This window comes from Fibrobacter sp. UWR2 (genome assembly GCF_002210285.1).
Lineage (GTDB): Bacteria > Fibrobacterota > Fibrobacteria > Fibrobacterales > Fibrobacteraceae > Fibrobacter.
Genome location: NZ_MWQE01000005.1, coordinates 1 through 24606 on the forward strand (window position 1 = coordinate 1; position 24606 = coordinate 24606).

Genomic DNA, 24606 nt, shown 5'->3' on the forward strand with positions numbered 1-24606 from the left:
TCGATGCATGCAGCAGATGCTTCCTTGAGTGCCTGTTCCGGCAAGACCGACGGTCATGCGCTAAAGTTATAGACTTTATTTGCCATTGTTGTGTTCCTTTTTGTTTTGCCCCGCATGGTTTACGGGACTCTTAAATTACGCGCGTAAAAATAGCAAAATACGCCATGCTCGGCAATGGTCTACAGGTGCTACTTGTCGCCTCTATTTTCCCTTTATCTCGATTTGTGAGATTGTCGCGGCGACTGCCGAAACGCCCCCGATAAAGGCTGCGATAAATGTCCCGCAGAACAGGTATAGCGGTAGTGAATACACTGCCCCGTTCGCAATAGCCAGGTACTTCAACTCGCTTGTGCCCTTGAGACTTTCCTTGACGGAGTACCGCCAGCGCTCGAAGGTATAGTCCATGAAACCGCTCCCGAAGTAGTAGGCGTTGATGATGAAGATGAGGCAAATCGAGATGACGCTCCCGACGACGGGAATCAGGTTCAGGAGCAGGCACAGTGCGGTCAGCAGCAACTGCTTGGCAGTGTTCCTGATGGCGATGCGCAGTGCCCTCCAGATATCCTTTACGGTCTGTTTTGCATCGAAGGGGAATTCCTTCCCGGTGAGGATAGTTTCGGTCTTTTCCGAAAGCATCGTGTATATCGGCGACATCAGGACGTTCACGATGGTCCCGCCGATGAAAATGAAGACGATGAAGAAAATGATGGGGAGCACGATCTTGATGGCAACCATCGCGGCCTGGATCCAGCCGTTCATGTTCTCGGTGTGCCGCTCGATGATGCCGTTAATCCAGTCCCCGATGCCGATACCCGAGAATATGAGCGCGAAGACTACGATGATGTTGAATACGACTGGCAGTGCAAGGTACCTGCCGAGTTTGTTTTTCCATATCAGGCGAATTGCCTTGGGGTAGGAGGTGAGTCCGCTTACGACCTGTTCCTTTATTCGAATCATTCCTGGAAATCCTTTCTTATAAAAAATGCCCCGCAATGCGGGGCGAAAAATGCGCCTTTGTGGCTGTACTACACGCCGAGCGCCTCGATGGCGGCCTGGTACTTCTTGAGGCGGAACTTCGTCTTGAGTTCACGACGTTCCTGGCGCTTGATGTACTTGTCTTCGAGGAGCACGTTCAGGATGGCGCTCTTGGCCTTTGCCGCAAGCGGGTTATCCTTGAGGGTTTCGACGAAGCGGACGAAATCCTTCTCGCGGGCTTCGTATGTAGCCTCTTCGGCCGGGACTCCCTGCGCCATGAGGTTACAGCTGTATTCGTCAATCCAGCCCTGGTTCTTGTGATAGGTCATCCTTTCGATAAGGTCGACTACGTCTTGAGGAACGCCCATCTGGGAAATTTCTTCGGCGCTTTTCTTGGTGGCACCGGTGGTAAGGTCCTGCAAAATGGCGAGGGTCTGAACGTCCTCGGGTTCGCCCTTGTTCTTGAGGTAGTCGGCGACATTCTTCAAAAAGTCAATGTAGGGGCCGCCGGCCTTGTCTGTCTGGTTCTTGTGGACTTCGGCGGCGATTTTGTAGGCTTCTGCGAAAGAGAGCATGATTTTTCCTTGTGATTAAAAACTTGTTAGCCCTGTGGGCTCTTGCACAATATATATAAAATATGCCGGTGAGTTTGGTGGAATATCGTCCAAAATGGAATGTTTGTCAGATTTCATCTATTTTGAGAGGTTTTCCCGAGAAGGTCTTGATGTAGATCTCGTTCGTGATGCTGCCCTTCCAGTTGTCCGGAATCTTAGTTCCATCGACAAACTTGCCAATGTCCTCGATAGCGCCGGCGAGGCCGCCTTCTTCCTGTAACGGAATGTTTTCGGTGGTGCGGGTCTTGCTCAGGCTGAGTGCGGTATTTAGGACCATGGCGTTCTTGAGCTTCGTAAGCGCTTGGGTCTGTGCCTGTATCGCTTCGGTCTGCGCCTGCATCATTGCCGCAAATTTTTCGAACTGTTCGTCAGTCATCAGCAATTCCTTTGGAGAATGTTTCCTCTCTTAATATAACATAAATACAAACCGTTGAAGAAATCCGTAAAATTTTTTATATTACCCCCCGCACGCTCGAGTAGCTCAGTTGGATAGAGCATCTGCCTTCTAAGCAGAGGGTCGTGGGTTCGAATCCCGCCTCGAGTATTACTTCTTTATCTTGTTCAGCATTGTCCGGAGGTGGTTCATGTGCGCCTCGTCGAGAGATTCGTAGCGGTAGAACGTGCCGTCGGGCTGTACAAGATAGAGCACCGGTACGTACCCGTTGCCATAGATAGGTCCGAACTTCTGCGAGCCGTCCTGGAATACCGGTATGACGACCTTGAACTGGTCGATGAACATGCGAATATCGTTTTTCTTGATATTGCCGCCGATGGCGATGGCGATTCCTGTGACACCTGCGGACTCGTATTCCTTCATGACACCCTGGACTTCGGGAAAGTGCTTCTGGCAGTGCGGGCACTTGGGACTGAAGTAGTAGACAATCAGGGGGCGCTTGGCGAAGTGGCTGAACAGGATGCCTGGGTCGCTCACGCCAGAAAGCGGGAGGCTAAAGTCCATCTTCATGGGGGAACCCGTGGAATCCTGCATGAGAGGGACGTCCGCTGACTGTGGTTCGGGGGCTAGCTGGGCAAAGGTCGCTGATGCGGCGATAGTCAAAAACGCGAGAATACGTGTTGCAAAACGCATAGAAGAAACTCCTAGATGGGAAAACCGCATTTTTTGGTTTCCACGCCATGTAAAATACCAAAAAACACGGAAAAAAGTGTCACGGAGGTCCAATAAAGTGCGTTTTTTTTCGAAAAAGAGGCCTAAATCACATTTATTCCGAGAAGACAAACGGGATTGTCACCGTGGTGTTGCCGGCACCGGCCGCACCAAAGTTCCATTCACTGACTTTCTTCTTGATTTCCTCGTCAAACTTGGCGTTGTTCGACGTAGAAGACTTGATTGACATCGAAACGACCTTGCCATCCGGGCCAATCGTGAACTTCAGGACAACCCTGCCCTCGAAACCGGGATTTTTCTCCCTGTACTTGTTGTAGATGTTCCTCAGCGAGGGAGTGCGGTGTTCCACGACCTTCATGACATCCGCCGCGGAACGGGGGCCCTTGGCCTTGACTTCATTTTCCTGCGCAGTCGCGTGGCCATCGGCGATACCACCGCTGCCGTTGCTGGCCGAAGCCTGCTTCTCATCGTCCTTGAAACTGAACGGGACAATGATGGTCTTGTTGTTGCTTCCCGGAATTTCGCCGAAGTCCCAGGTACTGACAGCCTGCTTAATCTGCTGGTCAAATTCGAGTTCGTTCGTTGTAGTCGACTCGATAGAGATATCAATGATTTTTCCGCTGGCAGCAATAGTGAACTTAAGCGCAACCTTACCCTCGAATCTCTTCTTGTTGTCTTCCATGTACTGCTTGTAGATGTCGTCGAGTTCCCCGTAATGCTGGTTCATGACCGCATCGAGAGACTTGCTGGACCGGATGGCGTCATCCTCGTCTTCCTCGAAATTGCTCTCGAAGCCGCCAAACAGCGGTGCCCAGTAATAGTTGTAGAGTTGGTCGGGATCCACATAGGGAACTTCGTTGTCGCCCTTCCAGGCCTTGTACTTGGTCACCTTGATGGTACATGTTTTCTTGTCGCCCTTCACGTCGATGTAGTAGCGGTGCGAAACCGCGCCAATCGTCCCGTACCCGGCATAGAGCATGGCGATGTGCCTTTCCGTCACGATTCGGCCCGCCATGGGGTCGGCCTTGGTAAGTTCCACACCCCTGCCCGCGAAGGTCCTGATAACCGCGTTGTAGCACGCGTCGTGGGGCTGGTTGTAGGTCCTGGTGAGGTACTGGTCGTAAAGTGCGGGGTCGTTCAGCTGCATGGTCTTTGCGCAGCCGGTGAGGATGGCGAGTACGGCTCCAAGGATAAGTATAGATTTCTTCATGGCGAGTCCTTCTTGTGTCTGTACTCTCCAAAATAATAAAAAGAAGGGGAAAAATTTCGAAAATAGGAAAAAAATCCGGCCTTGCGACCGGATTTCTGTTATTTCGTCAACCATCGGCGGGTTGCCGTCATCATATAGCGTGCTCTTCGTGACCTTCCCGCCTTCGACAGTCCATGTCCTAGTAATCAGGCCGACGGCCGTTACTTCGAACTCGGTCATGGCAGTAGCATCGGAGGTGTACCAGCAACCCTGATATGCACCGTTCGGTTCCGGCACGGAGAAACAATCTCCGCCAGAAGGAGTGTCCGCATCTTTTTCGGTTTGGGTCTCAATATATTATATATTTGTGTTATGACGAAAAGACTTGTTTACATCTTGGTTGCGCTTTTGGCGGTCTCTGGGTTTGCGGCAACGCAAGAATCTTTAGTTGACAAGCGTGACGGGAAAAAATATAAGACAGTAAAGATTGGCGACCAGACCTGGATGGCGGAGAACCTTAACTACGGGATGCAGGATAGCTATTGCTATAATGACGACGAATCAAATTGCAAAAAGTATGGCCGTTTGTACTCTTGGAAGGCTGCACTATATGCTTGCCCAGTAGGTTGGCACTTGCCGGGCAATATTGATTTTAAAACATTGTACGAATCTGCCGGCGGTAAACAGGTCGCAGGCAAAAAATTAAAGAACAAGGAAGGCTGGAACAATAACGGCAACGGCACAGATGATTTTGGGTTCTCGGCGCTCTCTGCTGGCGCAAAGGACAACAATGGACGTTACATCGTTGAGGGCTACCTCACGCTCTTCTGGGGTTCTATGGAGAAAGATTGCGACAAAGCGTTCGGCTTGCTGTTGAACTTTGGCGCCGACAGTGTGAACCTGGAATTCGGTAGTAAGGATTTCAGGTGGTCAGTCCGTTGTATAAAGGACGAAACTGTTGTTTCTGCAACCGAAGTGACCGTGGACTCGGTGACTGATTCTCGCGATGGTCAAACCTACAAGACTCTTAAAATCGGTACGCAGACTTGGATGGCGAAGAACCTGAACTACAAAGCGGACTCTAGTTTCTGCTACGATAACGAGGAAAGCAACTGTGCCAAGTACGGTCGCTTTTATACATGGCAAACTGCTTTAAAGGCTTGTCCGAGCGGTTGGCACTTGCCGAGTAAGGCAGAATTTGAAACATTGATCGGATCTGTTGGCGATAAGCAGGTCGCAGGCAGATATTTTAAGTCCAAGGAAGGCTGGAACTATAGCGGCAACGGCACGGATTCTTTCGGGTTCTCGGTACTCCCTGCTGGCTATACGGACGACAAAGGAAAATCTGGCCGGGAGGGCTCTAGCGCGTTCTTCTGGAGTTCGGCCGAGAACAATAGCAGCAAGGCGTACTACATGAGCTTGAGCTGCTTCGGCCTCAATGCGTCCTTGAGCGACACCGGTAAGAACATCGCGTTCTCGGTGCGCTGTGTGAAGGACTAGAAAGCTCTGTTTGATATAATATAAAACCTAAATTCGGAAAAACTGGTCATGCCCGCCATTGTGCGGGGCTTTTTTGCTATTTTATCCTACAAATAGTTTGATGTGAATTTTATTCTAGGAACAATAAAAAAATGCGTATGAAATTTCCATTGTTTGTTCTGTGTAGCGTAATATTGCTTTCATTCGTGGCCTGCACAACAAATGAGAATGCTGAAACTCGGTCTCCTGTTGAACTTGCTCGTAACTATCTCTTGGAAAAAGGTGCCGAAAATCCAACGTTGTATGAGGAAAAATATCTGCCGTTTTACGATTATATAGCAAGAGATGCCGTTGATGGCAAAATTGAAGATTTTACAACTAAGTATGATGTTTATTCTCTTGAAAAACTTTGCTTAAGAAATGAGACTTCTTATTGCAGACAAATTTTTCTTACAAATGGCTCTGTTGCCTTTGTGCCTTTTTACTCGCCTGAAAATTCAGAGAAAAATGATTCAAATGTAACGATTGTTATTGTTGATAAAAAAGAACAGTGTGTACATGGAGAAATACGAAATTATCGTAAAAAAGGTGATGTTACTGAAAGCTATAGAGTGTGTAAAAGCCCGGAAATGATTAATGATGAAAAAAATGCTAAGGTACAAATGTATGTTTTTATAGCTGTATTATGTCTTGTCGTGTGCTATCTGTTGTTTTCTTTGACAAAAAAATTAATAGCCTTTATAAAAAAAGGCAAAAGATTTGAGTCGCTAAATCAAAATTTAAAAAGTTTCTTGAAAAGAAAAAAAGATTCATTTGAACAGAATATTCCAAAAAATGAAATAAAAATTAAAACGTTTATTACGGTCCTTTTTGCTTTCTTATTGCTTGGTTATTACCTTTTTTGTGGACATGGGCATGAAAAAAGTGTTATAAACAGGTATCCTATTTTTTGTAAATCACCTTATAACAAATCATATTTCGACCATAGTCGTGCATGTAAAATAGATGGAAATGTGCTATATACTGAAATGGATTCGTTGGATGTTCCCTTCTTGCATTTGTTTGTCTTAGACTCCTATGGAATATACGAAACGCACCACCTAAAGTGTATAAATAAAAATGGAGAAGATGTAACTATATTAACTTATAAGGAAGACTATGTGTGGGGTATGCGTGAACGAAATCCTGTCCGTTTTTGGATAAATGAATCTGCCGATTCGGTTAAAATCCTTTATGATCCGGAGCCTATAGGTGGATTTGTTGTTGAAAATAATCCTTTTTCAAAGAACTTTGTGATTGAAAAGCAAGATATGAACGATTTAAAATAAAGGGGGAGTTATGAAAATCTGTAGTCTGTTAATTAACCGTTTTTTATCCTTGACCTCCTCTTTGCTTTTGCTCCTGTTCTCGTTATCTGGAATTATGGATTTTATCCATGGCAGAATAGATTTTTTATCCGTTTTAAGCGGCTTCGCATCGGTCCTCTATTTTGTCGCAGCGGTATTGCTGATATTTGATTTCTTGAACTTGGAAATGGCAATAGTTAAAAAAAGGGTTTGGATACCATTCTTTTTTATTGGATTTGCGATAAAAATATCCCCTTTTGTTTTCGTTATGGTATATTCTTTTCTCGAATCTATTTATGATTTTTGTCGTCATGGCGGAGCTTTTTACTAAATAAAAGGGAAATTGAACTTCTGTGCTTTTAATGGAATGCTGACGGCTCTGTCGGGTAAAACTGTACACTTGTGCACGGCTGGCAGAATTTTCCCGTTTCGTAAGCCCCTAGAAAATTTTTTTTAGCGTCGTAATCGATTTTTTTACACTGAAATCGTCATTTGGTGGTCGGCAGCGAGTTCGCAACTATACGGCCTGGCCCGACGAAGTCATTCTTTTTTAGAATAATGAATGGCATTCCTATCAGAATAGGCTCTGCTCTTCCTATCGGAATAGCGAGATAAGACAAAAGTTTCACGGTGTTCAACTTTTGCCCTTCGGGTTACGCCTGGCGGCGTAATCTCTAAATCGCCTAAATTCACTGCGTTCAAATGGCGATTTAGTCGAACTCACTTCGTGAGTTCTCATCTCGCGTTATATTCCGAAATAAAAAGAAAACCACCCTGATGGGTGGTTTTTCTTTTTATCGGAATAGCGAGATTCGAACTCACGACCTCTTGCTCCCGAAGCAAGCGCTCTACCAGGCTGAGCTATATTCCGGTTTGGTGGGCACAATTATAGATAAAAAGTGAATGTTTTTAAAGGGGTTGGGGGCGAAAAAAATGAAAAATTGCCCAATTTTTACTTTTTGCGGGCGGTTTTCGAGGGCTTTTTGGGGGCGGGGCGTGCAGGTGCGTCGCTGTTGGCTGGTTTTCCGATGATCAGGATGCTCGAGCCGGCGTTGTCGGGTTCGACCTTGTACAGGCGGATGCGGTTGCTCCATTCGGACCTGACCTTGCGGTCGATGATGCGTTTCACGTTCCCGTAACTAGGGTTTCCGCCGCCGTGGATGACCCGGAGCACCTTGAGGCCTGCGATGGTGAGGTCATCGATGCGCCGTTCGACGGCTTCCGCGGCTTCGTCAGCGGTCATGCCGTGCAGGTCAATCTCGTCTTCGGGCATGGGGAGGTCCCAGGCTGCGGGGTTGCGGCGCATCTTGCGCCCGCGCATCATGCGCACGGGCCTCGCGGCGGCGTCTGCTTCCGCCTGCTTCTGCATCTGCTCGTCCTTGTCTTCCATGCGGTGGTTCATTATCCACTGCATCTGGAATTCTTCTTCAGCATTCAGGGGCATCTCAATTCCTCAACCCAAATATAGAAACTGGGCTAGGCCCTAAAATTCCCATGGTAGTTCCAGCTCCACTGGTCGGGGTGCTCGGCTATCCAGTGCTCGGTTTCACGGGCGATGTCGCTCACGAGGTCGCGCCCCTGCGCACAATATTTCGGCGGGTAGAACGTCTCGAAGTGGATGACGATGCGGCGTTCGGGCGTGTTTTCGGTCCAGGTGCGGAAGGTGACGATGCCCGCTCCCATCCGGTTGATTTTCTCGATGAGCCGCAGGTAGAGTGTGGTTTGCCGGCCGAACAGTTCGACGGTGTTTCCCTTCGTGTTTTTCCCCTGGTCAAAGACCATCGCTAAAATTCCCTTGGTGCGGAAGAGCTCGCGGATGAGCCTGCCAGTTTCTTCGGGGTGGTATTCGGTGAGGTGCGGATCGCTGCGGAGCTCCCTGAGCACTTCGCGGAAGGCAACGTCCCCGACGGAATCGGTGATGAGGTGGACGTGCTCGCTGTAGCGGCAGAGGATGCGGTGCATCAGTTCGAAGGAACCCTGGTGGATGCTGATGCCGGCGATAGGCATCCCGATTTTTGCGCATTCGGCGACGGCGTTCTTGATGATGTCCTCGTTCTCGAACACGATGCGGCGTTCCACGCTTTTGAAGCGGGCGAGGCCGCGGTACGAATCGAGCGCGTTCCAGTAGATGCCCTTGAACACGTCGCGCGCAGTCACGTTCTGCTTCAAATATCCCCTTGCCGCGTCCAAGTGCTTTACGACACGCCCGTAGGCGCGCTCGGTGTGGAGCGCCTTGTATATGGGGAATGCGATGGTGAAAAGGAATGAGTAGAAAAAGTCCGGCAGCCGCAGCAGTACGTGCAGCGCAACTTTATATATGCCGAACTTTATTTTCTGCATTGGAACGGTGATGCCGCAACAAGTGCGGCATGACAACTGGCGCTATTCGTCGAACTCCAGGATGTTCTTGCCGAGTTCTCGCTCGAAAAGCCTGCGCGAGAGATTTTCGCCGGCGTAGCTGATGGTGGGCGACACTTCGTAAAGTTTGTTGGGCTTCACGGCGATGTGAGCCTTCACGAGCCATTCGCGGTGGAGCTTGCCGATCATCGTGCGGGCTGTCTTCGGGCTGTCCGTGCCTTCCGCGTTCTTGACCGGGCTAAATTCCTCCTCGCGGATGACGCCGAAGGGGAGCATGGAGCCGAGCTGCGGGAAGGCGTCGAAAAGGAACTGCTCGAACTTGAAGCAGTTTTCGATGCCGCATACGGTCTTGCGGGCGGTATGCCACGGGAGCTTACTGGTCTGCAGCTTGCGAAGCCCGCTCACCTTGAACAGGTGGATTGCGAGGTTGCCGCCGTCGAAGACGAGGCTTCCGTCCGGGTTCGTCATGTCGCGGTATTCCTCGGGCAAGTCGCTGTATTCGACCACGCCGGGCTTGTTGTTCTGGAAGGCGAAAATGCCCACGCGTTCTTGCGCGTTCGCCTTGTGCACCACCTTCGATGCGCTGGAGGCCATGCCGTTGTCGGCGAGTGCCCCGATGAATGCGGGGTCGCAGATGCGGCAGAGCGCGTTGTCGACGCTGTAGAGGAACACGTATTCTATGCCTTTTTCGACGAGCCATGCGAGCGAACCGCTCTGGGCGAGCGCGCGGAAGCAGCCGCCGTTACCGTCGGGTACGAGTGCGAGCCTGTCGCCATCGAGTACTGCCTTGCCGTCGGGCGTGAGCGCGCAGATGGTGCCCTGCTCAAAGAAGCGGATGTTGTCGCGGTCCATCCCGAAGAAGTTGTGTTCGGTAAAGAAGTTGACGGTCGCCTCGTGATTCAGCGGACTCGTCATGATGCACCACGGAATCGGGTGGCCGACCTGTGCGGAAAGGTTCTGCAGGCGTTCCGCCTGAAGTTGGAAGAGGCTCTTGTGACTCGGGAGCCCGATGTCGAACATACCCTTGGGGCCGTCGAAGCCGAGGCGCGAACCCTGGCCGCCCGCGACGAGGAACGCCGCCACCTTGCCCTTCCCGAGCAGCATCTCGCCGATTTCCTTCCAGTAGTTGTACTTGAGGTCATCTTCGGCAATGCGGAAAGGCATGGGCTTCAGGTCGGCGGAGACGTTGTCCGCCTTGCTCGCGTTCGATTTTTCGGTATAGAGCGCCTTCAGTTCTTCCCAGTCCTGGCTTGCGATGTCGCGTTCGAGGAGCTTGCGTGCATCCCCGGAGAGTTTTTCAAGGTGCGCCGCCAAATCCTGCTGGCCGGCCGCGTTCAGAGTCTCGATAATATCCATGCGCTTTAATATAGAAACGTCAATGTCTCATTTCAGCGGGTTGGCGACCTGTTTTACGTCGAAATTCCTGAAGTTGTCCCTGAATTTCCCGTTGGAATCAATCACTTCGGCTATTGCGGAATCGATGACCGATGTGTCTTTAGGGAATTCAAGATTGCTCGGGACAAAGACACGGTACTCGCTTAAGCTTGATGCGGGTTGCCCGGCAAATTGTGCAATGATTAACAGGGAATCGAAGTTTTGTAGGCAGTTTTCCCCGCAAATATCTTCCATCGCATAGGAGAACTGCTTGTAGAAGATGCAGTCCGAGCCGTAGCAGGATTCCTCGTCAAGGATGGTTTGCAGGTTTTGCGGCTCTAGCCTAAAGCGCGTGTATTCGCCGTTGTTCTTGACTCTTCCGTAGAAATAATTCACGATATGGCGCCCACTAACTTGGACTCGGAGCGAATCGTCTATGGAGACAGCCTGTATGGAGTGGATTTCGCATTCCTGGAAAGTAATTTCCTTTTCACCGTAGGTCAGTTTTTCAACCTTGGCGGGAACAAGGCCGCTTTGATAGACAAGGGCGCATTTTAAGGTGGCCGAAGTATCCTTGCCGATAAAGTCGATGATGTGGGGATTGTCGTACAGGTATGCCTGGGCGTGGGATGCTTGGACGAGCGAGCGAACCTCCGGGTTGATAAAACTGAGATTCACCCGTAGCGTATCAGCCCCCTTTTGCAGGTAGCAGTTGGATTGGAGGCTGTCGCCGTATGCCGCCAAGGCCGATGACGAATAGTCCCATACAAAATCGAAGTTCGGGTGTATATATGCGAAAAAGTTGTCGGTGCAGCTGGAGCGTGTGCTGATATCGGGAGATGCGGTATTGTAGAATGCGGAGGGCTCGCCGGGGATAAAGTGGATTGTCTGCGAAATGTTGGCACACTTGGTGGAATCCATCTGGATTGTGAGCACGTGTTCCTGGGTGTAGATTGTTTCGGGAACCTTGATTCCCAGGTGGTGCATGGCGCGCGGGTCCGACGTCTCGTAGGTCTCGGCTTGGGCGCCATCCCAGAAGGCGGTGATGTCGGAGAGGCTGCAGTCCGTGTCCTTGCGTAATTGTGGGTTGTAGTAGATGTCGGTTACGCGGGACTTGACTTCGATGGTGTCTTCGTGATGGTTGTTTGCCCAGTCATGGAAAAACGCATTCGTCTGTATCGGGCACTTCTGCAGCCCCGCGTTTTCAACATAGAAGCATACGTCCGGTTCCCATTCAAGGGTGCTTTCCAGTGCAAGCAGGTCCTCGTAGGCTTTCTTCTGTTCTTCCGTCAGTTCAGGCTCGCTGGAGGAATTGCCGGAATCGCAGGCGGCAAGTATGCTAGCTAGTATTGCAGATAAAGTTGTAAAACGGTATTTCATACAAATAAATATATGTTTTTCCCTATGCTGCGAACCTTTGATGACCAATATTGTTCAAAGTCTTGATAAAGCCCTCTTTTTTTATGATAGAAGTATCGAAATTTCAAGAAATAACGCGAAATCGGCTCCGTTTGGGCTGATTTTTTGAATGCGGATGCAAAATTGTAAACTTTCCGTTACTCTTTGGTAAAAAAAGCTTATATTAGGGGAATGGAGGCCCGCATGAATTTTTTAACTAGAATCCTTGCTCTTGGCGCCGCTGCGCTTGCGCTTTCGGCGTGCAGTGTCGCGCGCGTCAACAACTTCGAGTTTGGCGCATCGGAGGCTCCGGAAGTCCGAGGGCCGTCTACCTATATCGAGCCCAATGAGAATATAGCCCGTGTATCGGCGTCGCTCATTGCTGCCGACGAGGACGAGGTCCTTATGCCGGTAAAGAGCCGCAAACTAGATGAAAGGGTGGCGGTCAAGTTGTCTGATGTGACGGTATCGACTGCGCCCAAAAAGGTTCAAGAGAATTATGCCCGTCTCGATATCGGGGGTTACAGCTTTGCCGCTTCGGTAGATTTCATTTTGAAGTGGGATGCCATTTTCTTCCAGTTGGGTCTGGCGTACTACGACGGAGCCTATTACTATGCTTCATTGGGCACGAACCACAAGTATTACGAATATGGCGTGTTCGTCGGAGAATTCCATCAGATTACCCGCGTCAAGTATTATGGCTATTGGTGCAGTGTGGACGGCTGTACTCAGGATGACAGGGACGATAAGTACGAGTCGACGCAGTTGCGCATGCTTTCGGATGTGTTCTTGGGTGGCTATGCCGGATTACATTTCTGGCGGCTTTCTCTCAACTATACCTTGAGCCTGTACACGCCGAGCCTGGATGTCCCGGACCTCTCCTATACCATGCCGATGATTGTCTCGAACTACCTGTCGGCCGGAATCAAGATTACAGATAACTTAATGGTGCGGGGAGGCGCTGTGGCGAGCCTTGTCCGCACGTGGAGTAAACCCCATCTGGGATTGAAGTTCTCCATTGATTACAATATTGGCGAGTCCAAATCGTCGAAAAATAAATATGAAAGTAGCGAGGAAGCGGAACCCGCGGCAAAATCAGAAACTTTTGCTGCGCCCGCACCTACGGTAGAAACTGAAATTCCTGCGGAAACGGAACCTGCAGCGGAAACTGAAAGCGCTACAGAATCGGAACCGACGACGGAAGCAGAAACTGTGGCAGAATCTGAAACTGCGGCAGAGGCTGAACCTGTGGCAGAAAATGAAACTCCTGCAGAAAACAGCGCGGAGGAGCCTGCCGAGGCCCAGACGGAAGAATCTGCAGAATAGCTTTTAGCGCAGACCGAAGAATATCACCATGCTCACGATAAGCGCGAAGATGCTTATCAGGTGCATGCGCCACACGATTTTCGAGTTCATCAGGGGCTTGCTGGGGAACTTGCCTTCCCATTTTTTCTGGTAGTGGTGGTGGAGCGGTGCGCACAGGAATATGCGCTTGCCTGTACCGGTAGTCTTCTTGGTGAACTTGAACCAGAGAATCTGGAGGAGCACGGAGCAGGCTTCGGCGATGATGATGATGCACACGATGGGGAGGAACAGCCCCGCCTGCACCAGGATGAACATGATGCCGATGGTGGCGCCAAAGCCCACGGAGCCTGCGTCGCCCATGTAGATTTCGGCCGGAGGGCTATTGAACCACAGGTAGGCGAGCAGTGCGCCCGCGATGGAGAGCGCTATCGGGAAGAGTTCGTCACAGCCGGGCAGGTACGGCACGTGCAGGTACGTACTGAAGATGAAGTTGCCGCTCACGTAGGCGACAAGGCCCACGAAGATCATGCTGGTAAGGATAGGCACCGAGACAAGGCTGTCGAGGCCGTCGGTAAAGTTTGTCCCGTTCGCGCTGGCCGCGATGACGAACGTCATGAAGGCGACAAAGATCCAGTTGGGGAGGTGGATCTGGAATACGTCGATGGGGCAGAAGGGGATGGTCAGGTCGCCCTTGAGCTCGGGGATGAACTTGTAGCAGAAAATCGCGACGATGAAACTGAATAGGAAGTAGAGGAACAGGCGTAGGCTGCTGGAAATACCGTCCGCCTTGTCCATGTAGTCGGCGGCCTTGAGCTTGCCGAGCTTGATGAGGCGCTTGGCACGGACTTTCGCGATGTCGTCGATGGCGCCCACGGCAGAAAATGCCGCGAGAATCACGAGGGTCGATATGGTGTAGCCGTTCATCTTGCAGACGAGGAGCGAGACCACCTCGACGACCACCACCAGGAGGAGCCCGCCCATAATCGGGGGGGATTTGGTCTTGCCGTCCTTGTCGAAGTCGCTGGTGGCATCGAGCCCCTGCAACAGTCGGATGTACTTGGGCATGAAGAACAGCACGAGGATGATGGAGAGCATGGCGGCGACGCCTGCACGGAAGAGACGCCCGTCGAAAAGGTCAATACTGGTAATGTGATAAAGCCAATGACAGAGCATAGTTATCAAAATCTCGGGGCTAGATTCCCGTTAGGTTTAAAGTTTCGGGTCCCATACACACCAAAAATAAAATTTTGGGCGGGACTTGGCATTGGATGGACTGAAATTTCTACATTATGGGACATGAGTGAATTGCGTATCGACTGCCCCCATTGCGGATCCACCTTCAACGTCATGCTGGACGGGGAACCCTCGTCCATGATGGTCTTTGCCTGTGCCAAGTGCAAGACCCCGCTGATGTATTGCGGTGGGGTGACTTCGGAACTCGACCGCGATGAATTTCAGAAACTGCGCGAGCGGCTGGTACGCGTGCTGAACGGCGTGATGAACCGCGAGGGGTCTATGAGCGAGGTTGCTGCCTCCCTCAAGCACCTAGTCGAGGACTCGAACGCCCTGGCCGAAAGCAGGCACGAATCCGAGAAGCCGGTGATTTCGGACGATGCTCTCGAAAGTTTGCAGAAGGGCCTCGCCGAACTCGACGTGGACAGTTTCCTCGAGAAGATGTAATGTTTCCTTCGTGTCATCCTGAGCGGAGGGCGCAGCCCGTAGTCGAAGGATCTACTTAGATGTTTAACTTTTTCATAGCAGCTCTCGTGGTGGCGCTTGCTCCCGGCCCCGACAACTTGTTCGTGCTCGCTCAAAGTGCGGCACACGGCGCAAGGGCGGGCTTTAGCGTGATTTGCGGGCTGTGCACGGGCATTTGCGTGCAGACAGTACTCCTGATTGTGGGAGTGTCTGCGCTGATTGCGGCAAGCCCGATTGCGTTCTTTGTACTGCAGTGCTGCGGGGCGGCGTACCTGCTTTACCTCGCGTACAAGAGCTTTCAGGTCCGTGCCGGCGTCGTGAAACTGGACGATGGCGCGGGTCTTCCGTTCCGCAGGCTCTACCTGCGCGGCATCATCATGAACCTCACGAACCCGAAGGCGGTGCTTTTCGCGCTTTCGTTTATCCCGCCGGCGGTCGACATGAGCCGCGACATGAGTCCGACACTCCAGATGGTTGTCCTCGGTGCGGAATTCGTGACGGCGACCTTCATCGTGTTCGGCTCCATCGCGCTACTTGCGGGCGCCGTGAAGAAATTCATGCTCAACAGCCCGAAGGCGAACCGCAACCTCAACTGGTTCAGCGGCTGCGTGTTTATCGCCCTCGCGGTCTTGCTGTTCGTTGTTTAACGTTACTTGAGTTGCGTCGTGATGTCGATTGTGCCGCCACGGCCAAACTGGTCCATGTAGGTCAGCTTCCACGTGAACGATGCCGGGGTTTTGCCCGAGGTGTTGATGAGGCGTACTGAGAACGTTTTGGCGAGTTCGGGGAGGAACCAGCCTTGGCAAGGGCCTGTGGCGCCTGTTGGCGCGGGGTTATAGGATTGCGATACGATGCCGCAACCCTGATCGTTTACATAGGTGTCGTATTCTATGGAACTCTTGCCGAAGCCGGATTGCCTGACATAAAATGTTTCGTCAAATAGTTTGTAGCCGTGTTCAGCGCGCTTTTCGGAGTCGGCGATGTTCGCCTTGACGGTGTCCAGTTCCTCCTTAGGGAATAACATGGAATAGGGTTCCGTTACGCGCTCCAATTGGTTGAACGTGAAATTGGCGTCTAGGTGCAAGACAATGCCTTCGGGGAGCCCGCTTGCTCGCATTTTGTAGTTGCTGACAAACTGTACCAGCGTGGTGCAGGTTGCTGCCGGAAGTGTCGAAAGCTTGCTCTTGATGTCATCTATGTCGAATTCAGGGATGTCGGCATAGGGAATGTACGATGTGAGGGCGCTGTCGCCCAGGTTGATGTCGATGAGCCTTGTCTCGTCGGTGCTGCCTTGGAAATACTTGGAGTAGTGCTCGTCATTGGGGAACATTCCTTCGCTATGGAGGCTAATGTACCCTCCGACATATTCTATGCAACTGCTTTGACGGCACGTAAAGGATCCGTCTGTCTTGATGTCGCAACCGCCCTGGTCAAAATAGCCCGTGTCGAGCGCTCCGTTGTCGACAGGGTAGAGCAGGCGGTAAATCTTATGGCGTTCATCTTGGGGTTCGTCAAGTAATTTGCTGTAACTGCTTGATGAACGTGCAATCGGTTCGAAAAAAGAGGAATCGGCGTTGCTGCCGTCTGCGGAACTGGAAGGATTTTCTGCCGAACTAGAAGGGTTTGCTTCAGAACTTGTGGGATTCTCTGCCGCACTAGATAAAACTGCTGCAGAACTGGAGAGGCTTGAACTGAAATTCTGACTTGCGGAACTCGATGTCGCAGTACTAGAGATTTCGGAACTTGAAACCTTGGAATCCGAAGAACCTTGTGCAGAACTGGTGACTTGATCGCTTGAACTTTCACCTGATGCGTCAGGTACATCGCTTACGTTGTCGGAGCATCCTATTAGAACGCCCATTGTAAGAATGATTGTTGCCGGTAGCTTGTGTATGAATTTGCCCTTCATGAAAGGTCCCTCCTTCTTGTTTTTAATATAATCAAAAATGGGAGGGACTGACCGTAAATTTATTTTAGAGCTGCTTTTCGATCAGTTTCAGGATTTTCTCGATGGCCACTTCGGGTGCGTCGCTGGTATCTCCGCCGGCGGCACGGGTGTGGCCGCCACCGCCGAACTCGCGGGCAATCGCGTTCACGTCTACGATGTAGTTGCTGCGCAGGCTAATCTTGTACTTGCCGTTTACCGGATACAGGAACAGGGCCACTTCGGTGCCGCCGACTTCGCGCACGGTGTCGATGACGTTGCTGAGTTCCACGGGCGAAACGCCGAAGCGGTCCATGTCTTCGGGGGTGATGTGGGCGTAGACCACTTTACCCCCGAGTCCGAGCTTGCAGTTTTCCATCACGAACCCAGTCACGAGTGTCTGCTTGTAGGTGCGCGTGTAGTAAGTCTCGTTCACGATTTTCGCAAAGTCGATACCCTTCTCGATAAGGTCGCCGACCACCTGCATGGTGCGCTTGCCGGTGCTGCTGAACTTGAAGGCACCCGTGTCATGCACGATTCCCAGGTACAGGCTGTTTGCTGTCTCGCGGCTTACCTTCGCCTTATCGATGTTCACGTACACCACCTCGCATGCGGAACTCGCCTCGGGTTCCACGATGTTCATCGTGCAGAGGTTGAGCGGGTTAGAAATGTGGTGGTCGATGTTTATCGTCTTTTTCGCGGCACGGATGCATTCCGCGCCGTTCGCCCCCACGCGCTCGAAACTCGGCGTATCCATCAGGAAAGCGAGGTCGTAGGGTTGCCCGCCGTTGCAATCTGCGGTGTAGGCTTCGCGCGCATCGCTTGCCCCGCGAAGAATCTTGTAACTCTCGGGGAACTTTTCGAGGAACAGGTTCGCACGGATTCCAGGGAAGTTGTCGCGGATATAGTTGTATATTGCCGTGGTGCTGCCCACGCAGTCGCCGTCCGGCCTCACGTGCCCAAAAATCGCCACCGTCTTCGCTTCGCCCAGAAATTCGTCAATCGTCATGTTCAATCCTTTTTGCGTGGAATATAATAAAAACTGTAGGAACACTTCTGCGCAAATATCCATAAAAAAGCGGTGTTCATCCGCCTTTTCGGTTGTATGATATCAAAAGGCGCTTTGAATGGACAGATTTTTGTTATATTTGGCGCGTGATTGAAAAGAAGAAAAAGAATCCTTTGTTTGAACTTTTCATGAGATTCGTCATGGTGGTCGTGATATACACCGTGCGCGTTTACCTGTTTGTGGCCTACCGCCCGAAGATCGAGTACGTGGGGGAGACGGTGAAGTCCCCGCGCCTCAAGACTCCGTCGATAATCATTGCGAACCATACGAGCATGCTCGACCCGCTCATGATGCTTGCCATATTCTTTTACAAGAAGAGCATCGTCGTGGCGAAGGACCAGGTGGAAGACCCGCATTTCAGCTGGGCTCTCACTCGCGTCAAGTGTGTAATTCCTTGCGACCGCTTTAACCTGGATACCGAATGGGCGCTCCTGGCCAAGCGCGAACTCGAAAAGGGCAATTCGGTGATTATTTTCCCCGAAGGCAAGTGCCGCTACGATGGCCTGCTGAACGAATTCAAGACTGGTTTTGCTTTTTTGGCCCGCAGTACCGGCGCTCCTGTGCTTTCCGTGGGGCTTGAAGGCGTCTATAAGATTGGACACCGCACCCGCGTGATTGTAGGCGAATCCGAAAAGATTGAGCGCGTGAAAGGGATTCCTTCCTCGCAGCATCTCGCGGAACGCAGCGAATACTTCCGCCAGAAGGTTTGGGCGCTTAAGCAGAAGGCTCTCGGCGTTGCCGAACCGCCTGCATTGCCCGTGGCCGCAGAAACTCCTGCTGAACAGATTCCCGGCCAAGCCGGGAATGACGATAGGGGGAATACGTGAAGACGGGTTTGGTGTTGGAAGGCGGCTCTCGCCAGACGATGTTTAGTGCCGGTGTGCTCGACACCTGGCTCGACGAGGGTATCGATTTCAATTACGTTGCCGGCGTTTCTGCCGGTGCGCATGCCGCGGTAAACTTCGTTACGCGCCAGCAGGGGAGACTCAAGTTTATTGTACTCCCGACCCGCCTGCAAGAGGGCAAGAAGTGGGCGAGCAAGTTTATCGGCGTGCAGAAGGAATATCATGCGCTGAACTACCTCTCGGCGGACGGCAAGATGCCGCTTGATTTTGAGGCTTACAGTAATTCCAATATCGAGTGCGAGTTCGGGCTTACCTGCTGTGAGACGGGCCGTGCCGAATTCATGTCCGAGAAAAACGACAAGAAGCGCCTTCTCGACATAATAAGCGCGAGCTGTGCCCTGCCCATGATATTCCCCATGGCGCCGCTCGATGGCAGGCACTATGCCGATGGGTGCATTACGGTGCCGATTCCCTTCGAACGTGCCTTCGAGAAGGGGTGCGACAAGGTCGTGGCCGTATCGACGCACTATCCGGGCGAGGCGGTGACGGACTTCCGCAAGTACCGCGCCATTCTGAACCCGATGTACAAGCGCAAGTATCCGGACCTGTTCCGTGCGCTCATGGTACGTCTCAAGCGCTATGACAAGATGTTCATCCAGATGGAAAAGCTCGAGAAGGAGGGCCGCCTGTTCCTGATGCGCCCGCTTATCGAGTTGTGCGATCAGTTCGATACCGACATGGATAAGATGAACGAATCTTATGACCACGGCGTCGAAATGGCAAAGCGCCGCATGGACGACCTGAAGGCTTTCTTGGAAATTTAAGTAAAATTTTCGTTACAAAATAAAAAGCAAAGCCTTGACTTACAAAAATGTAGGTTTTGACTTGTTGCCCTAGCAAAATTTGACGAAAAAAGGCAATTTACAAAACTTGCAAAAAACTAACTTACAAAAATGTAAGTTTTTGAAGATTTTTGCCCGTTTTTCACTATTTGTCATGCCCCTTTGCTATCTTTAAACCCGTTAAAAACTTTAACAATCTAAACTCTCAACGGAGATATATAAAAATGGCAATCAAGAATGCTTACCTTCAGAAAGTCTATGACAAGGTCGTCGCCCGTGATCCGGACCAGGCCCTCTTCCACCAGGCTGTCCGCGAATTCCTCGAATCCCTGGACCCCGTCCTCGAACAGGACAAGTCTTGGGAAACCAACGGCGTTATCGACCGTCTCGTCGAACCGGAACGCGTGATTACCTTCCGCGTGCCTTGGCTCGATGACAAGGGTAACGTTCAGGTGAACCGTGGCTACCGCGTGCAGTTCAACTCCGCCATCGGCCCCTACAAGGGCGGTATCCGTCTCCGTAACGAAGTGACGCTTTCCATGCTGAAGTTCCTCGGCTTCGAACAGATTTTCAAGAACAGCCTCACCACGCTCCCCATGGGCGGCGGCAAGGGCGGTTCCGACTTCGATCCTAAGGGCAAGAGCGACAACGAAGTGATGCGTTTCTGCCAGTCCTTCATGACTGAACTCTGCAAGCACGTCGGTGCCGATACGGACGTTCCGGCTGGTGACCAGGGTACTGGCGCTCGCGAAATCGGTTACATGTTCGGTCAGTACAAGCGCATCCGCAACGAATTTGTGGGCGTTCTCACCGGTAAGGGCCTCTCCTACGGTGGTTCTCTCGCTCGTACCGAAGCTACCGGTTACGGCCTCTGCTACTTCACTCGCGAAATGCTCAAGGACCTCGCTAACGACTCTTTCCAGGGCAAGACCGTCGTGATTTCCGGCTCTGGTAACGTTGCTCAGTTCGCTTGCCAGAAGGCTACTCAGCTCGGTGGCAAGGTCGTGACCATGTCCGACTCCAACGGCTACATCTACGACCCGAACGGCATCAACCTCGACATCGTTCTCGACCTCAAGAACGTGAAGCGCGCTCGTATCAGCGAATACGCCAAGCTCGTCCCGGGTTCTGAATACCACGAAGGTTCTAAGGGTGTTTGGACGGTCAAGTGCGACATCGCTCTTCCGTGCGCTACCCAGAACGAACTCGACCTCGAAGGTGCCAAGGCCCTTATCGCTAACGGCGTGAAGGCCGTTGCCGAAGGTGCAAACATGCCTTCTACTCCGGAAGCTATCGAAGCCTTCCAGAAGGCCGGCGTCCTCTTTGGACCTGCCAAGGCTGCTAACGCTGGTGGCGTTGCTACCTCCGGCCTCGAAATGTCCCAGAACTCCGAACGTCTCTCCTGGACCTTCGAAGAAGTGGACAAGAAGCTCGAAGGCATCATGAAGAGCATCTACGCCGCTGCTTCCTCTGCCGCTGTCAAGTACGGCCAGAAGGGCAACCTCGTGATGGGTGCAAACATCGCCGGCTTCCTCAAGGTTGCCGATGCCATGAAGTGGCAGGGCGCAGTGTAATTTCCGAAGGAAATTACCACTCTAAAAAGTCTCCGGTCAAAAGCCGGGGGCTTTTTTTTGACTTTTTGGGCCTTTTTTGTACGCATCCAAGTTGGAATACTCGTTCTTAGAGTGTGTTTTTTTTCTTAAATAATGTTTTTTTGGATTTGGAATAATCCAAATCGTAATTTTTAGGTTATTTTCAGAGGGTATTGGTATACCTAGTATGAAATTATTCGATGAGCACATTGTCCTGCGTTTTGCGCTGTTGTTCGCCTGTTTTCTTTTTGCGGCGTTTGTCCCGGAAATTCTGAATCTTTCGAACAGCGTTCTCGGGTTTATCCCGTATTTTGCTGCGATTATCTTCGTTGCCTACATTTCGCTTTTCTACAAGTTCCCTGTCGAGGGAACGCGCCGTAAAATCCGCAACGACGTGGTTATCCCCACAACGGTGGGCGGTGAGCCGGTCCGCGATTTCGAGAAGGACCTGAACGAGCAGAACGAACTTCACCAGATGATGATTGATGTCTCGCAGGAAGGCTTCTGGACGTTTGACGTGCCGACAGGGAAGGTGTACTGGTCGAATCGTGTTGCCGTGCTGCTTGGCGCAAAGGGCGTACTCGAGGATTCTCTTTCTGCTCTCCAGTCCTATGTGATGGAAAAGGACTGGGAGAAGTTCAAGAAGGTCGTCATGAAGTCCCTGGACGAGGGCCGCGATTTCTCCGAGGTGTTGCGACTCTCCTCGCCTTCGAAAAATGGACCTTCCGAAATTGTTGTCGCTGGCCGAATGCAGATGGATGCCGAGAATCGGCCTATCCGCGTCATTGGTTCCATCAGCCAGTCTCTCGACCGTTCCAGTTCCGAGCGAGAGAAGTATTTCTATGCCTACCAGGATGCCCTTACCGGAGTGTACAACCGAAAGTTCTTCCTCGAAAAGCTCAAGGTCGATGTGGAACTTGCCGCACAGAAGCCGGATTATTTCTTTGGTGTCGCCTTGTTGGATATCGACAGTTTCGGTGCAATCAACGCTTCCTATTCCATAAATTTCGGCGACAATGTGCTCAGGGTCGTTTCGGAAAGGATCAAGGCGTCGGTTGGCGAGAATGACGTGGTGGCCCGCATCGGTCCCGATGTCTTTGCGGTCATTCTGCATAACATCGAAGGCGCCGATGCTCGCGATAACCTTCTTTCCATTGTGAAGCAGATTCACTCGAAGGTCAAGGCCCCCATTCAGCTCGATGGTCAGGAACTCTTTATCAGCGTGTCGATGGCGGTCGTCGTGAACAGCGATGTAGACTGCGTCGAGGATGTGATGGCGAGCGCGAACGCGGTGTTGCGCAACCTCAAGAAGACGGGTAGCCATGGCGGTATCCAGTTCGTGACGGGCGGTATTCGCGAGAAGGCGATGAAACTCTACAAGCTCGAGTATGAAATCCGTCGTGCTATCCAGGCTAAGGAATTCGTGCTGATGTACCAGCCCATCGTCGACATATCCAATTCTGACAAGATTGTGGGCTTCGAGGCGCTTGTCCGGTGGAACAATTCCGAGCAGGGAATCATCTCCCCGGCAGAATTCATCCCGCTGGCAGAAGAGACCGGGCTTATCGTCCCGATGGGTGCGCTTATCCTGAAGATGGCGTGTATCCAGACGAAGAAGTGGGTCGACATGGGGTTCACCGATATCCGCGTGGCGGTGAACTTCTCTGCACGGCAGTTCGCGATGGAATCCATGGTCGAGGACGTGAAGCGCGTTCTTGCGGAAACGAACCTGAATCCGCGCAACCTGAAACTCGAGATTACCGAGTATACGGCGACATGCGAGGTGGAAAAGGCCGCGGACATCATGCGCAAGCTTTCGAATATGGGGCTGCAGATTTCGATAGACGATTTCGGAACGGGTTACAGCAGTCTTTCGTACCTCAAGCACCTGCCGGTGCATACGCTCAAGATGGACAAGTCCTTCGTGGATCACGTGGCAGACGACGAAGAGGATGCCGCATTTGCGAAGATGGTTATCGGGATTGCGAAGTCGCTACACCTGGAACTCATTGCGGAAGGTGTCGAGACTGCAGAACAGCTCGAGTTCCTGCGCAGCGAAGGCTGCCATCATATCCAGGGATTCTATTTCAGCATGCCGCTTACACCCGACGATGCGCTTGAGTACATGAAGGCGCACTACGCGGGGGGCGTGGCGCCCGCTGAGGCGGTAATCGCCTAGATACCGTAGCAACGGCGCGTATTTTCACGACAGAGCCTGTAGATTTCTTCTACGGGCTTATTTCTTGTCTCGGCGAGCGTTTTAGCGATGTAGGGGATGTAACCGGAATGGCAGGGCTTGCCGCGGTAAGGAACGGGCGCCATGTAGGGAGCGTCGGTTTCCAGGAGCAGGCGTCCGTCGGGGACGATTTCGGCGGCTTCGCGCACGTTGGCCGCGTTCTTGAACGTGATTATGCCCGTAAATCCTATGAATATGTTGGCATCGAGGGAGAGGAGATGCTCGGCGAATTCGCGTGTGCCGGTAAAACAGTGAACGTGTATGTTGACGCCTTTCAGCTGGGCGTTGCCGAGGATGGCGAGCGCATCGTCATCGGCTTCTCGCAGGTGGAGTACGAGCGGTTTCCCGCTATCCAATCCGAGCTGCAGGTGTCTTTCGAACAACTTTGTCTGCGCTTCGCGCGTGTCGGCCCCGTAGTGGTAGTCGAGTCCGAATTCCCCGCATGCGACACATTTGGGGTGCTTAAGTAGTTCGAGCATTTTTGCTTCGTCTTCGGATGTCTCCGTTTCCACGTATTCCGGGTGGATGCCGTAGGCGGCGTATACGTTGCTGTATTTTTCGGAAAGTTCCCGGGCGTAGTTGAAATCTGCCGGGTCGCATGCCACATGGATAAACGCCTCGGGCGATTTTATGGCTGGGTCTTTATCGTGGGGGAGGCGTGCGAGCAGTGCATCGAAGGTTTCTCCGGCGTGTCGCTCATAGGAGTCTATGTGACAGTGCGTGTCGATGAACATCACTCGTACCGGACTTCCAGAATCTCGTACGTGATGGTTCCGCGGGGGGCCTCGACCTGCACGGTTTCGCCTTGCTTCTTGCCGACAAGAGCCGTGCCGATGGGGGATTTTAGGCTGATGCGGCCCTGCAGCGGGTCGATTTCCTTTTCGCCCACGATGCTATACTGCTTTTCTCGCTTGGTTCTCTTGTCGAGAAGCCTGACGCGTGCACCGAACCGGATGGAGCCGTCTTCGGTGGGCTTTGTCTCGATAATCTGCGCTCCGTCGAGGATGCGGTCGAGTTCGCGCAGCCTGCGGTCGATTTCGCGTACGCGCATGCGTCCGTAGGTATAGGCTGCGTTCTCGCTACGGTCGCCTTCGGCCGCAGCCGCCTGCACCTGGTTTATCATGGCGGGCCGCTCCACGTACTTGAGCTGCTCCCATTCCGCCTTGAACTTTTCAAAGCCTTCTTTCGAAATCATGTGCTTCATGCCGCAAAAATACAAAAAAACGCCGTTTTCGT

24 protein-coding genes and 2 tRNA genes are annotated in these 24606 nt (G+C 51.9%); 11 read left to right on the top strand and 15 right to left on the bottom strand.

The window, feature by feature from the left end:
- Positions 1 to 201: 201 nt before the first annotated feature.
- The 3 genes from B7994_RS08270 to B7994_RS08280 form a co-directional block, all read right to left on the bottom strand.
- The gene (locus B7994_RS08270; RefSeq protein WP_088638000.1) at positions 202 to 957 is read right to left on the bottom strand and encodes an EI24 domain-containing protein; all 756 of its coding nucleotides are present in this window, start codon (positions 955 to 957) and stop codon (positions 202 to 204) included.
- Positions 958 to 1025: 68 nt separating this feature from the next.
- Positions 1026 to 1550, bottom strand: a complete 525-nt coding sequence (locus B7994_RS08275; RefSeq protein ID WP_088638001.1) for a hypothetical protein — start codon at positions 1548 to 1550, stop codon at positions 1026 to 1028.
- A 106-nt stretch (positions 1551 to 1656) separates the two neighbouring features.
- Positions 1657 to 1965 carry a hypothetical protein gene (locus tag B7994_RS08280; RefSeq protein ID WP_088638002.1) on the bottom strand — a complete coding sequence of 103 codons (309 nt, stop codon included), beginning with the start codon at positions 1963 to 1965 and terminating at the stop codon, positions 1657 to 1659.
- 94 nt (positions 1966 to 2059) lie between these two features.
- On the opposite strand from B7994_RS08280, the gene B7994_RS08285 reads away from it, so the two are divergent.
- Positions 2060 to 2133, top strand: a tRNA-Arg gene (locus B7994_RS08285).
- Here the strand turns inward: B7994_RS08285 and B7994_RS08290 are convergent.
- Together B7994_RS08290 and B7994_RS14185 are read right to left on the bottom strand one after the other, a co-directional pair.
- Positions 2134 to 2676, bottom strand: a complete 543-nt coding sequence (locus B7994_RS08290; RefSeq protein ID WP_088638003.1) for a TlpA disulfide reductase family protein — start codon at positions 2674 to 2676, stop codon at positions 2134 to 2136.
- Positions 2677 to 2809: 133 nt separating this feature from the next.
- Complete coding sequence (locus B7994_RS14185; protein ID WP_198957840.1) at positions 2810 to 4201, bottom strand: TonB family protein; 1392 nt, start codon at positions 4199 to 4201, stop codon at positions 2810 to 2812.
- A 75-nt stretch (positions 4202 to 4276) separates the two neighbouring features.
- Between B7994_RS14185 and B7994_RS08310 the strand changes: the two genes are divergently transcribed.
- The 3 genes from B7994_RS08310 (at position 4277) to B7994_RS08320 (ending at position 7060) form a co-directional block, all read left to right on the top strand.
- Positions 4277 to 5404 carry a fibrobacter succinogenes major paralogous domain-containing protein gene (locus B7994_RS08310; protein ID WP_088638004.1) on the top strand — a complete coding sequence of 376 codons (1128 nt, stop codon included), beginning with the start codon at positions 4277 to 4279 and terminating at the stop codon, positions 5402 to 5404.
- Between the two features lie 185 nt (positions 5405 to 5589).
- Positions 5590 to 6711 carry a hypothetical protein gene (locus tag B7994_RS08315; protein WP_144063808.1) on the top strand — a complete coding sequence of 374 codons (1122 nt, stop codon included), beginning with the start codon at positions 5590 to 5592 and terminating at the stop codon, positions 6709 to 6711.
- A 10-nt stretch (positions 6712 to 6721) separates the two neighbouring features.
- Positions 6722 to 7060 carry a hypothetical protein gene (locus tag B7994_RS08320; RefSeq protein WP_088638006.1) on the top strand — a complete coding sequence of 113 codons (339 nt, stop codon included), beginning with the start codon at positions 6722 to 6724 and terminating at the stop codon, positions 7058 to 7060.
- Between the two features lie 466 nt (positions 7061 to 7526).
- Here the strand turns inward: B7994_RS08320 and B7994_RS08325 are convergent.
- The 5 genes from B7994_RS08325 to B7994_RS08345 form a co-directional block, all read right to left on the bottom strand.
- A tRNA-Pro gene (locus B7994_RS08325) sits at positions 7527 to 7600 on the bottom strand.
- An 81-nt stretch (positions 7601 to 7681) separates the two neighbouring features.
- Positions 7682 to 8173, bottom strand: a complete 492-nt coding sequence (locus B7994_RS08330; protein WP_088638007.1) for a Smr/MutS family protein — start codon at positions 8171 to 8173, stop codon at positions 7682 to 7684.
- Positions 8174 to 8205: 32 nt separating this feature from the next.
- Entirely contained in the window at positions 8206 to 9069 is an 864-nt protein-coding gene (locus B7994_RS08335; RefSeq protein WP_088638008.1) for a lauroyl acyltransferase, read from the bottom strand.
- 42 nt (positions 9070 to 9111) lie between these two features.
- Positions 9112 to 10443, bottom strand: coding sequence for a UTP--glucose-1-phosphate uridylyltransferase (locus B7994_RS08340; protein WP_088638009.1), 1332 nt, complete (start codon positions 10441 to 10443; stop codon positions 9112 to 9114).
- 27 nt (positions 10444 to 10470) lie between these two features.
- Positions 10471 to 11841, bottom strand: a complete 1371-nt coding sequence (locus B7994_RS08345; RefSeq protein ID WP_088638010.1) for a hypothetical protein — start codon at positions 11839 to 11841, stop codon at positions 10471 to 10473.
- Between the two features lie 222 nt (positions 11842 to 12063).
- On the opposite strand from B7994_RS08345, the gene B7994_RS08350 reads away from it, so the two are divergent.
- Positions 12064 to 13185: a hypothetical protein gene (locus B7994_RS08350; RefSeq protein WP_144063809.1), complete on the top strand. Its 1122-nt coding sequence runs from the start codon at positions 12064 to 12066 to the stop codon at positions 13183 to 13185.
- A gap of 3 nt (positions 13186 to 13188) precedes the next feature.
- Here the strand turns inward: B7994_RS08350 and B7994_RS08355 are convergent, their stop codons facing one another.
- Positions 13189 to 14337: a hypothetical protein gene (locus tag B7994_RS08355; RefSeq protein WP_088638012.1), complete on the bottom strand. Its 1149-nt coding sequence runs from the start codon at positions 14335 to 14337 to the stop codon at positions 13189 to 13191.
- A 123-nt stretch (positions 14338 to 14460) separates the two neighbouring features.
- Between B7994_RS08355 and B7994_RS08360 the strand changes: the two genes are divergently transcribed.
- Both B7994_RS08360 and B7994_RS08365 read left to right on the top strand, forming a co-directional pair.
- Positions 14461 to 14844, top strand: coding sequence for a hypothetical protein (locus B7994_RS08360; RefSeq protein WP_088638013.1), 384 nt, complete (start codon positions 14461 to 14463; stop codon positions 14842 to 14844).
- A 59-nt stretch (positions 14845 to 14903) separates the two neighbouring features.
- Positions 14904 to 15509 carry a LysE family translocator gene (locus B7994_RS08365; RefSeq protein ID WP_088638014.1) on the top strand — a complete coding sequence of 202 codons (606 nt, stop codon included), beginning with the start codon at positions 14904 to 14906 and terminating at the stop codon, positions 15507 to 15509.
- Between the two features lie 2 nt (positions 15510 to 15511).
- On the opposite strand, the gene B7994_RS13920 is transcribed toward B7994_RS08365, so the two are convergent.
- Positions 15512 to 16723 (bottom strand): hypothetical protein, encoded by a 1212-nt coding sequence (locus B7994_RS13920; RefSeq protein WP_144063810.1) that lies wholly within the window; start codon positions 16721 to 16723, stop codon positions 15512 to 15514.
- Between the two features lie 112 nt (positions 16724 to 16835).
- A complete protein-coding gene (locus B7994_RS08380; RefSeq protein ID WP_088638017.1) occupies positions 16836 to 17795 on the bottom strand; it encodes a bifunctional oligoribonuclease/PAP phosphatase NrnA in 960 nt (319 codons plus the stop codon).
- A 146-nt stretch (positions 17796 to 17941) separates the two neighbouring features.
- On the opposite strand from B7994_RS08380, the gene B7994_RS08385 reads away from it, so the two are divergent.
- The 4 genes from B7994_RS08385 (at position 17942) to B7994_RS08400 (ending at position 23313) form a co-directional block, all read left to right on the top strand.
- Complete coding sequence (locus B7994_RS08385) at positions 17942 to 18682, top strand: lysophospholipid acyltransferase family protein (protein WP_233143125.1); 741 nt, start codon at positions 17942 to 17944, stop codon at positions 18680 to 18682.
- A gap of 272 nt (positions 18683 to 18954) precedes the next feature.
- Positions 18955 to 19524: a DUF6363 domain-containing protein gene (locus B7994_RS08390; protein ID WP_369832766.1), complete on the top strand. Its 570-nt coding sequence runs from the start codon at positions 18955 to 18957 to the stop codon at positions 19522 to 19524.
- A 242-nt stretch (positions 19525 to 19766) separates the two neighbouring features.
- Complete coding sequence (gene gdhA, locus B7994_RS08395; RefSeq protein ID WP_072801230.1) at positions 19767 to 21116, top strand: NADP-specific glutamate dehydrogenase; 1350 nt, start codon at positions 19767 to 19769, stop codon at positions 21114 to 21116.
- A 205-nt stretch (positions 21117 to 21321) separates the two neighbouring features.
- The gene (locus B7994_RS08400) at positions 21322 to 23313 is read left to right on the top strand and encodes a bifunctional diguanylate cyclase/phosphodiesterase (RefSeq protein WP_088638019.1); all 1992 of its coding nucleotides are present in this window, start codon (positions 21322 to 21324) and stop codon (positions 23311 to 23313) included.
- Here B7994_RS08400 and B7994_RS08405 read toward each other — a convergent pair.
- Together B7994_RS08405 and greA are read right to left on the bottom strand one after the other, a co-directional pair.
- A complete protein-coding gene (locus B7994_RS08405) occupies positions 23310 to 24104 on the bottom strand; it encodes a TatD family hydrolase (protein ID WP_088638020.1) in 795 nt (264 codons plus the stop codon). The genes B7994_RS08400 and B7994_RS08405 overlap by 4 nt on opposite strands.
- On the bottom strand, positions 24104 to 24574 hold the full coding sequence (greA, locus tag B7994_RS08410) for a transcription elongation factor GreA (protein ID WP_088638153.1): 471 nt from the start codon (positions 24572 to 24574) through the stop codon (positions 24104 to 24106). Before greA ends, B7994_RS08405 begins: the two co-directional genes overlap by 1 nt.
- Positions 24575 to 24606: the final 32 nt, after the last annotated feature.

What these genes read in the sequence shown, in the direction of transcription:
- gdhA (WP_072801230.1), top strand. Translation starts at nt 19,767, where the DNA reads ATGGCAATCAAGAATGCTTACCTTCAGAAAGTCTATGACAAGGTCGTC.
- B7994_RS08320 (WP_088638006.1), top strand. Translation starts at nt 6,722, where the DNA reads ATGAAAATCTGTAGTCTGTTAATTAACCGTTTTTTATCCTTGACCTCC.
- B7994_RS08340 (WP_088638009.1), bottom strand. Translation starts at nt 10,443, where the DNA reads ATGGATATTATCGAGACTCTGAACGCGGCCGGCCAGCAGGATTTGGCG.
- B7994_RS08355 (WP_088638012.1), bottom strand. Translation starts at nt 14,337, where the DNA reads ATGCTCTGTCATTGGCTTTATCACATTACCAGTATTGACCTTTTCGAC.
- B7994_RS08360 (WP_088638013.1), top strand. Translation starts at nt 14,461, where the DNA reads ATGAGTGAATTGCGTATCGACTGCCCCCATTGCGGATCCACCTTCAAC.
- B7994_RS08290 (WP_088638003.1), bottom strand. Translation starts at nt 2,676, where the DNA reads ATGCGTTTTGCAACACGTATTCTCGCGTTTTTGACTATCGCCGCATCA.
- B7994_RS08275 (WP_088638001.1), bottom strand. Translation starts at nt 1,550, where the DNA reads ATGCTCTCTTTCGCAGAAGCCTACAAAATCGCCGCCGAAGTCCACAAG.
- B7994_RS08365 (WP_088638014.1), top strand. Translation starts at nt 14,904, where the DNA reads ATGTTTAACTTTTTCATAGCAGCTCTCGTGGTGGCGCTTGCTCCCGGC.
- B7994_RS08270 (WP_088638000.1), bottom strand. Translation starts at nt 957, where the DNA reads ATGATTCGAATAAAGGAACAGGTCGTAAGCGGACTCACCTCCTACCCC.
- B7994_RS08345 (WP_088638010.1), bottom strand. Translation starts at nt 11,841, where the DNA reads ATGAAATACCGTTTTACAACTTTATCTGCAATACTAGCTAGCATACTT.
- B7994_RS13920 (WP_144063810.1), bottom strand. Translation starts at nt 16,723, where the DNA reads ATGGGCGTTCTAATAGGATGCTCCGACAACGTAAGCGATGTACCTGAC.
- B7994_RS08280 (WP_088638002.1), bottom strand. Translation starts at nt 1,965, where the DNA reads ATGACTGACGAACAGTTCGAAAAATTTGCGGCAATGATGCAGGCGCAG.
- B7994_RS08400 (WP_088638019.1), top strand. Translation starts at nt 21,322, where the DNA reads ATGAAATTATTCGATGAGCACATTGTCCTGCGTTTTGCGCTGTTGTTC.
- B7994_RS08310 (WP_088638004.1), top strand. Translation starts at nt 4,277, where the DNA reads ATGACGAAAAGACTTGTTTACATCTTGGTTGCGCTTTTGGCGGTCTCT.
- B7994_RS08390 (WP_369832766.1), top strand. Translation starts at nt 18,955, where the DNA reads ATGCCGCTTGATTTTGAGGCTTACAGTAATTCCAATATCGAGTGCGAG.
- B7994_RS08405 (WP_088638020.1), bottom strand. Translation starts at nt 24,104, where the DNA reads ATGTTCATCGACACGCACTGTCACATAGACTCCTATGAGCGACACGCC.
- B7994_RS08335 (WP_088638008.1), bottom strand. Translation starts at nt 9,069, where the DNA reads ATGCAGAAAATAAAGTTCGGCATATATAAAGTTGCGCTGCACGTACTG.
- B7994_RS08330 (WP_088638007.1), bottom strand. Translation starts at nt 8,173, where the DNA reads ATGCCCCTGAATGCTGAAGAAGAATTCCAGATGCAGTGGATAATGAAC.
- greA (WP_088638153.1), bottom strand. Translation starts at nt 24,574, where the DNA reads ATGAAGCACATGATTTCGAAAGAAGGCTTTGAAAAGTTCAAGGCGGAA.
- B7994_RS08380 (WP_088638017.1), bottom strand. Translation starts at nt 17,795, where the DNA reads ATGACGATTGACGAATTTCTGGGCGAAGCGAAGACGGTGGCGATTTTT.
- B7994_RS08350 (WP_144063809.1), top strand. Translation starts at nt 12,064, where the DNA reads ATGAATTTTTTAACTAGAATCCTTGCTCTTGGCGCCGCTGCGCTTGCG.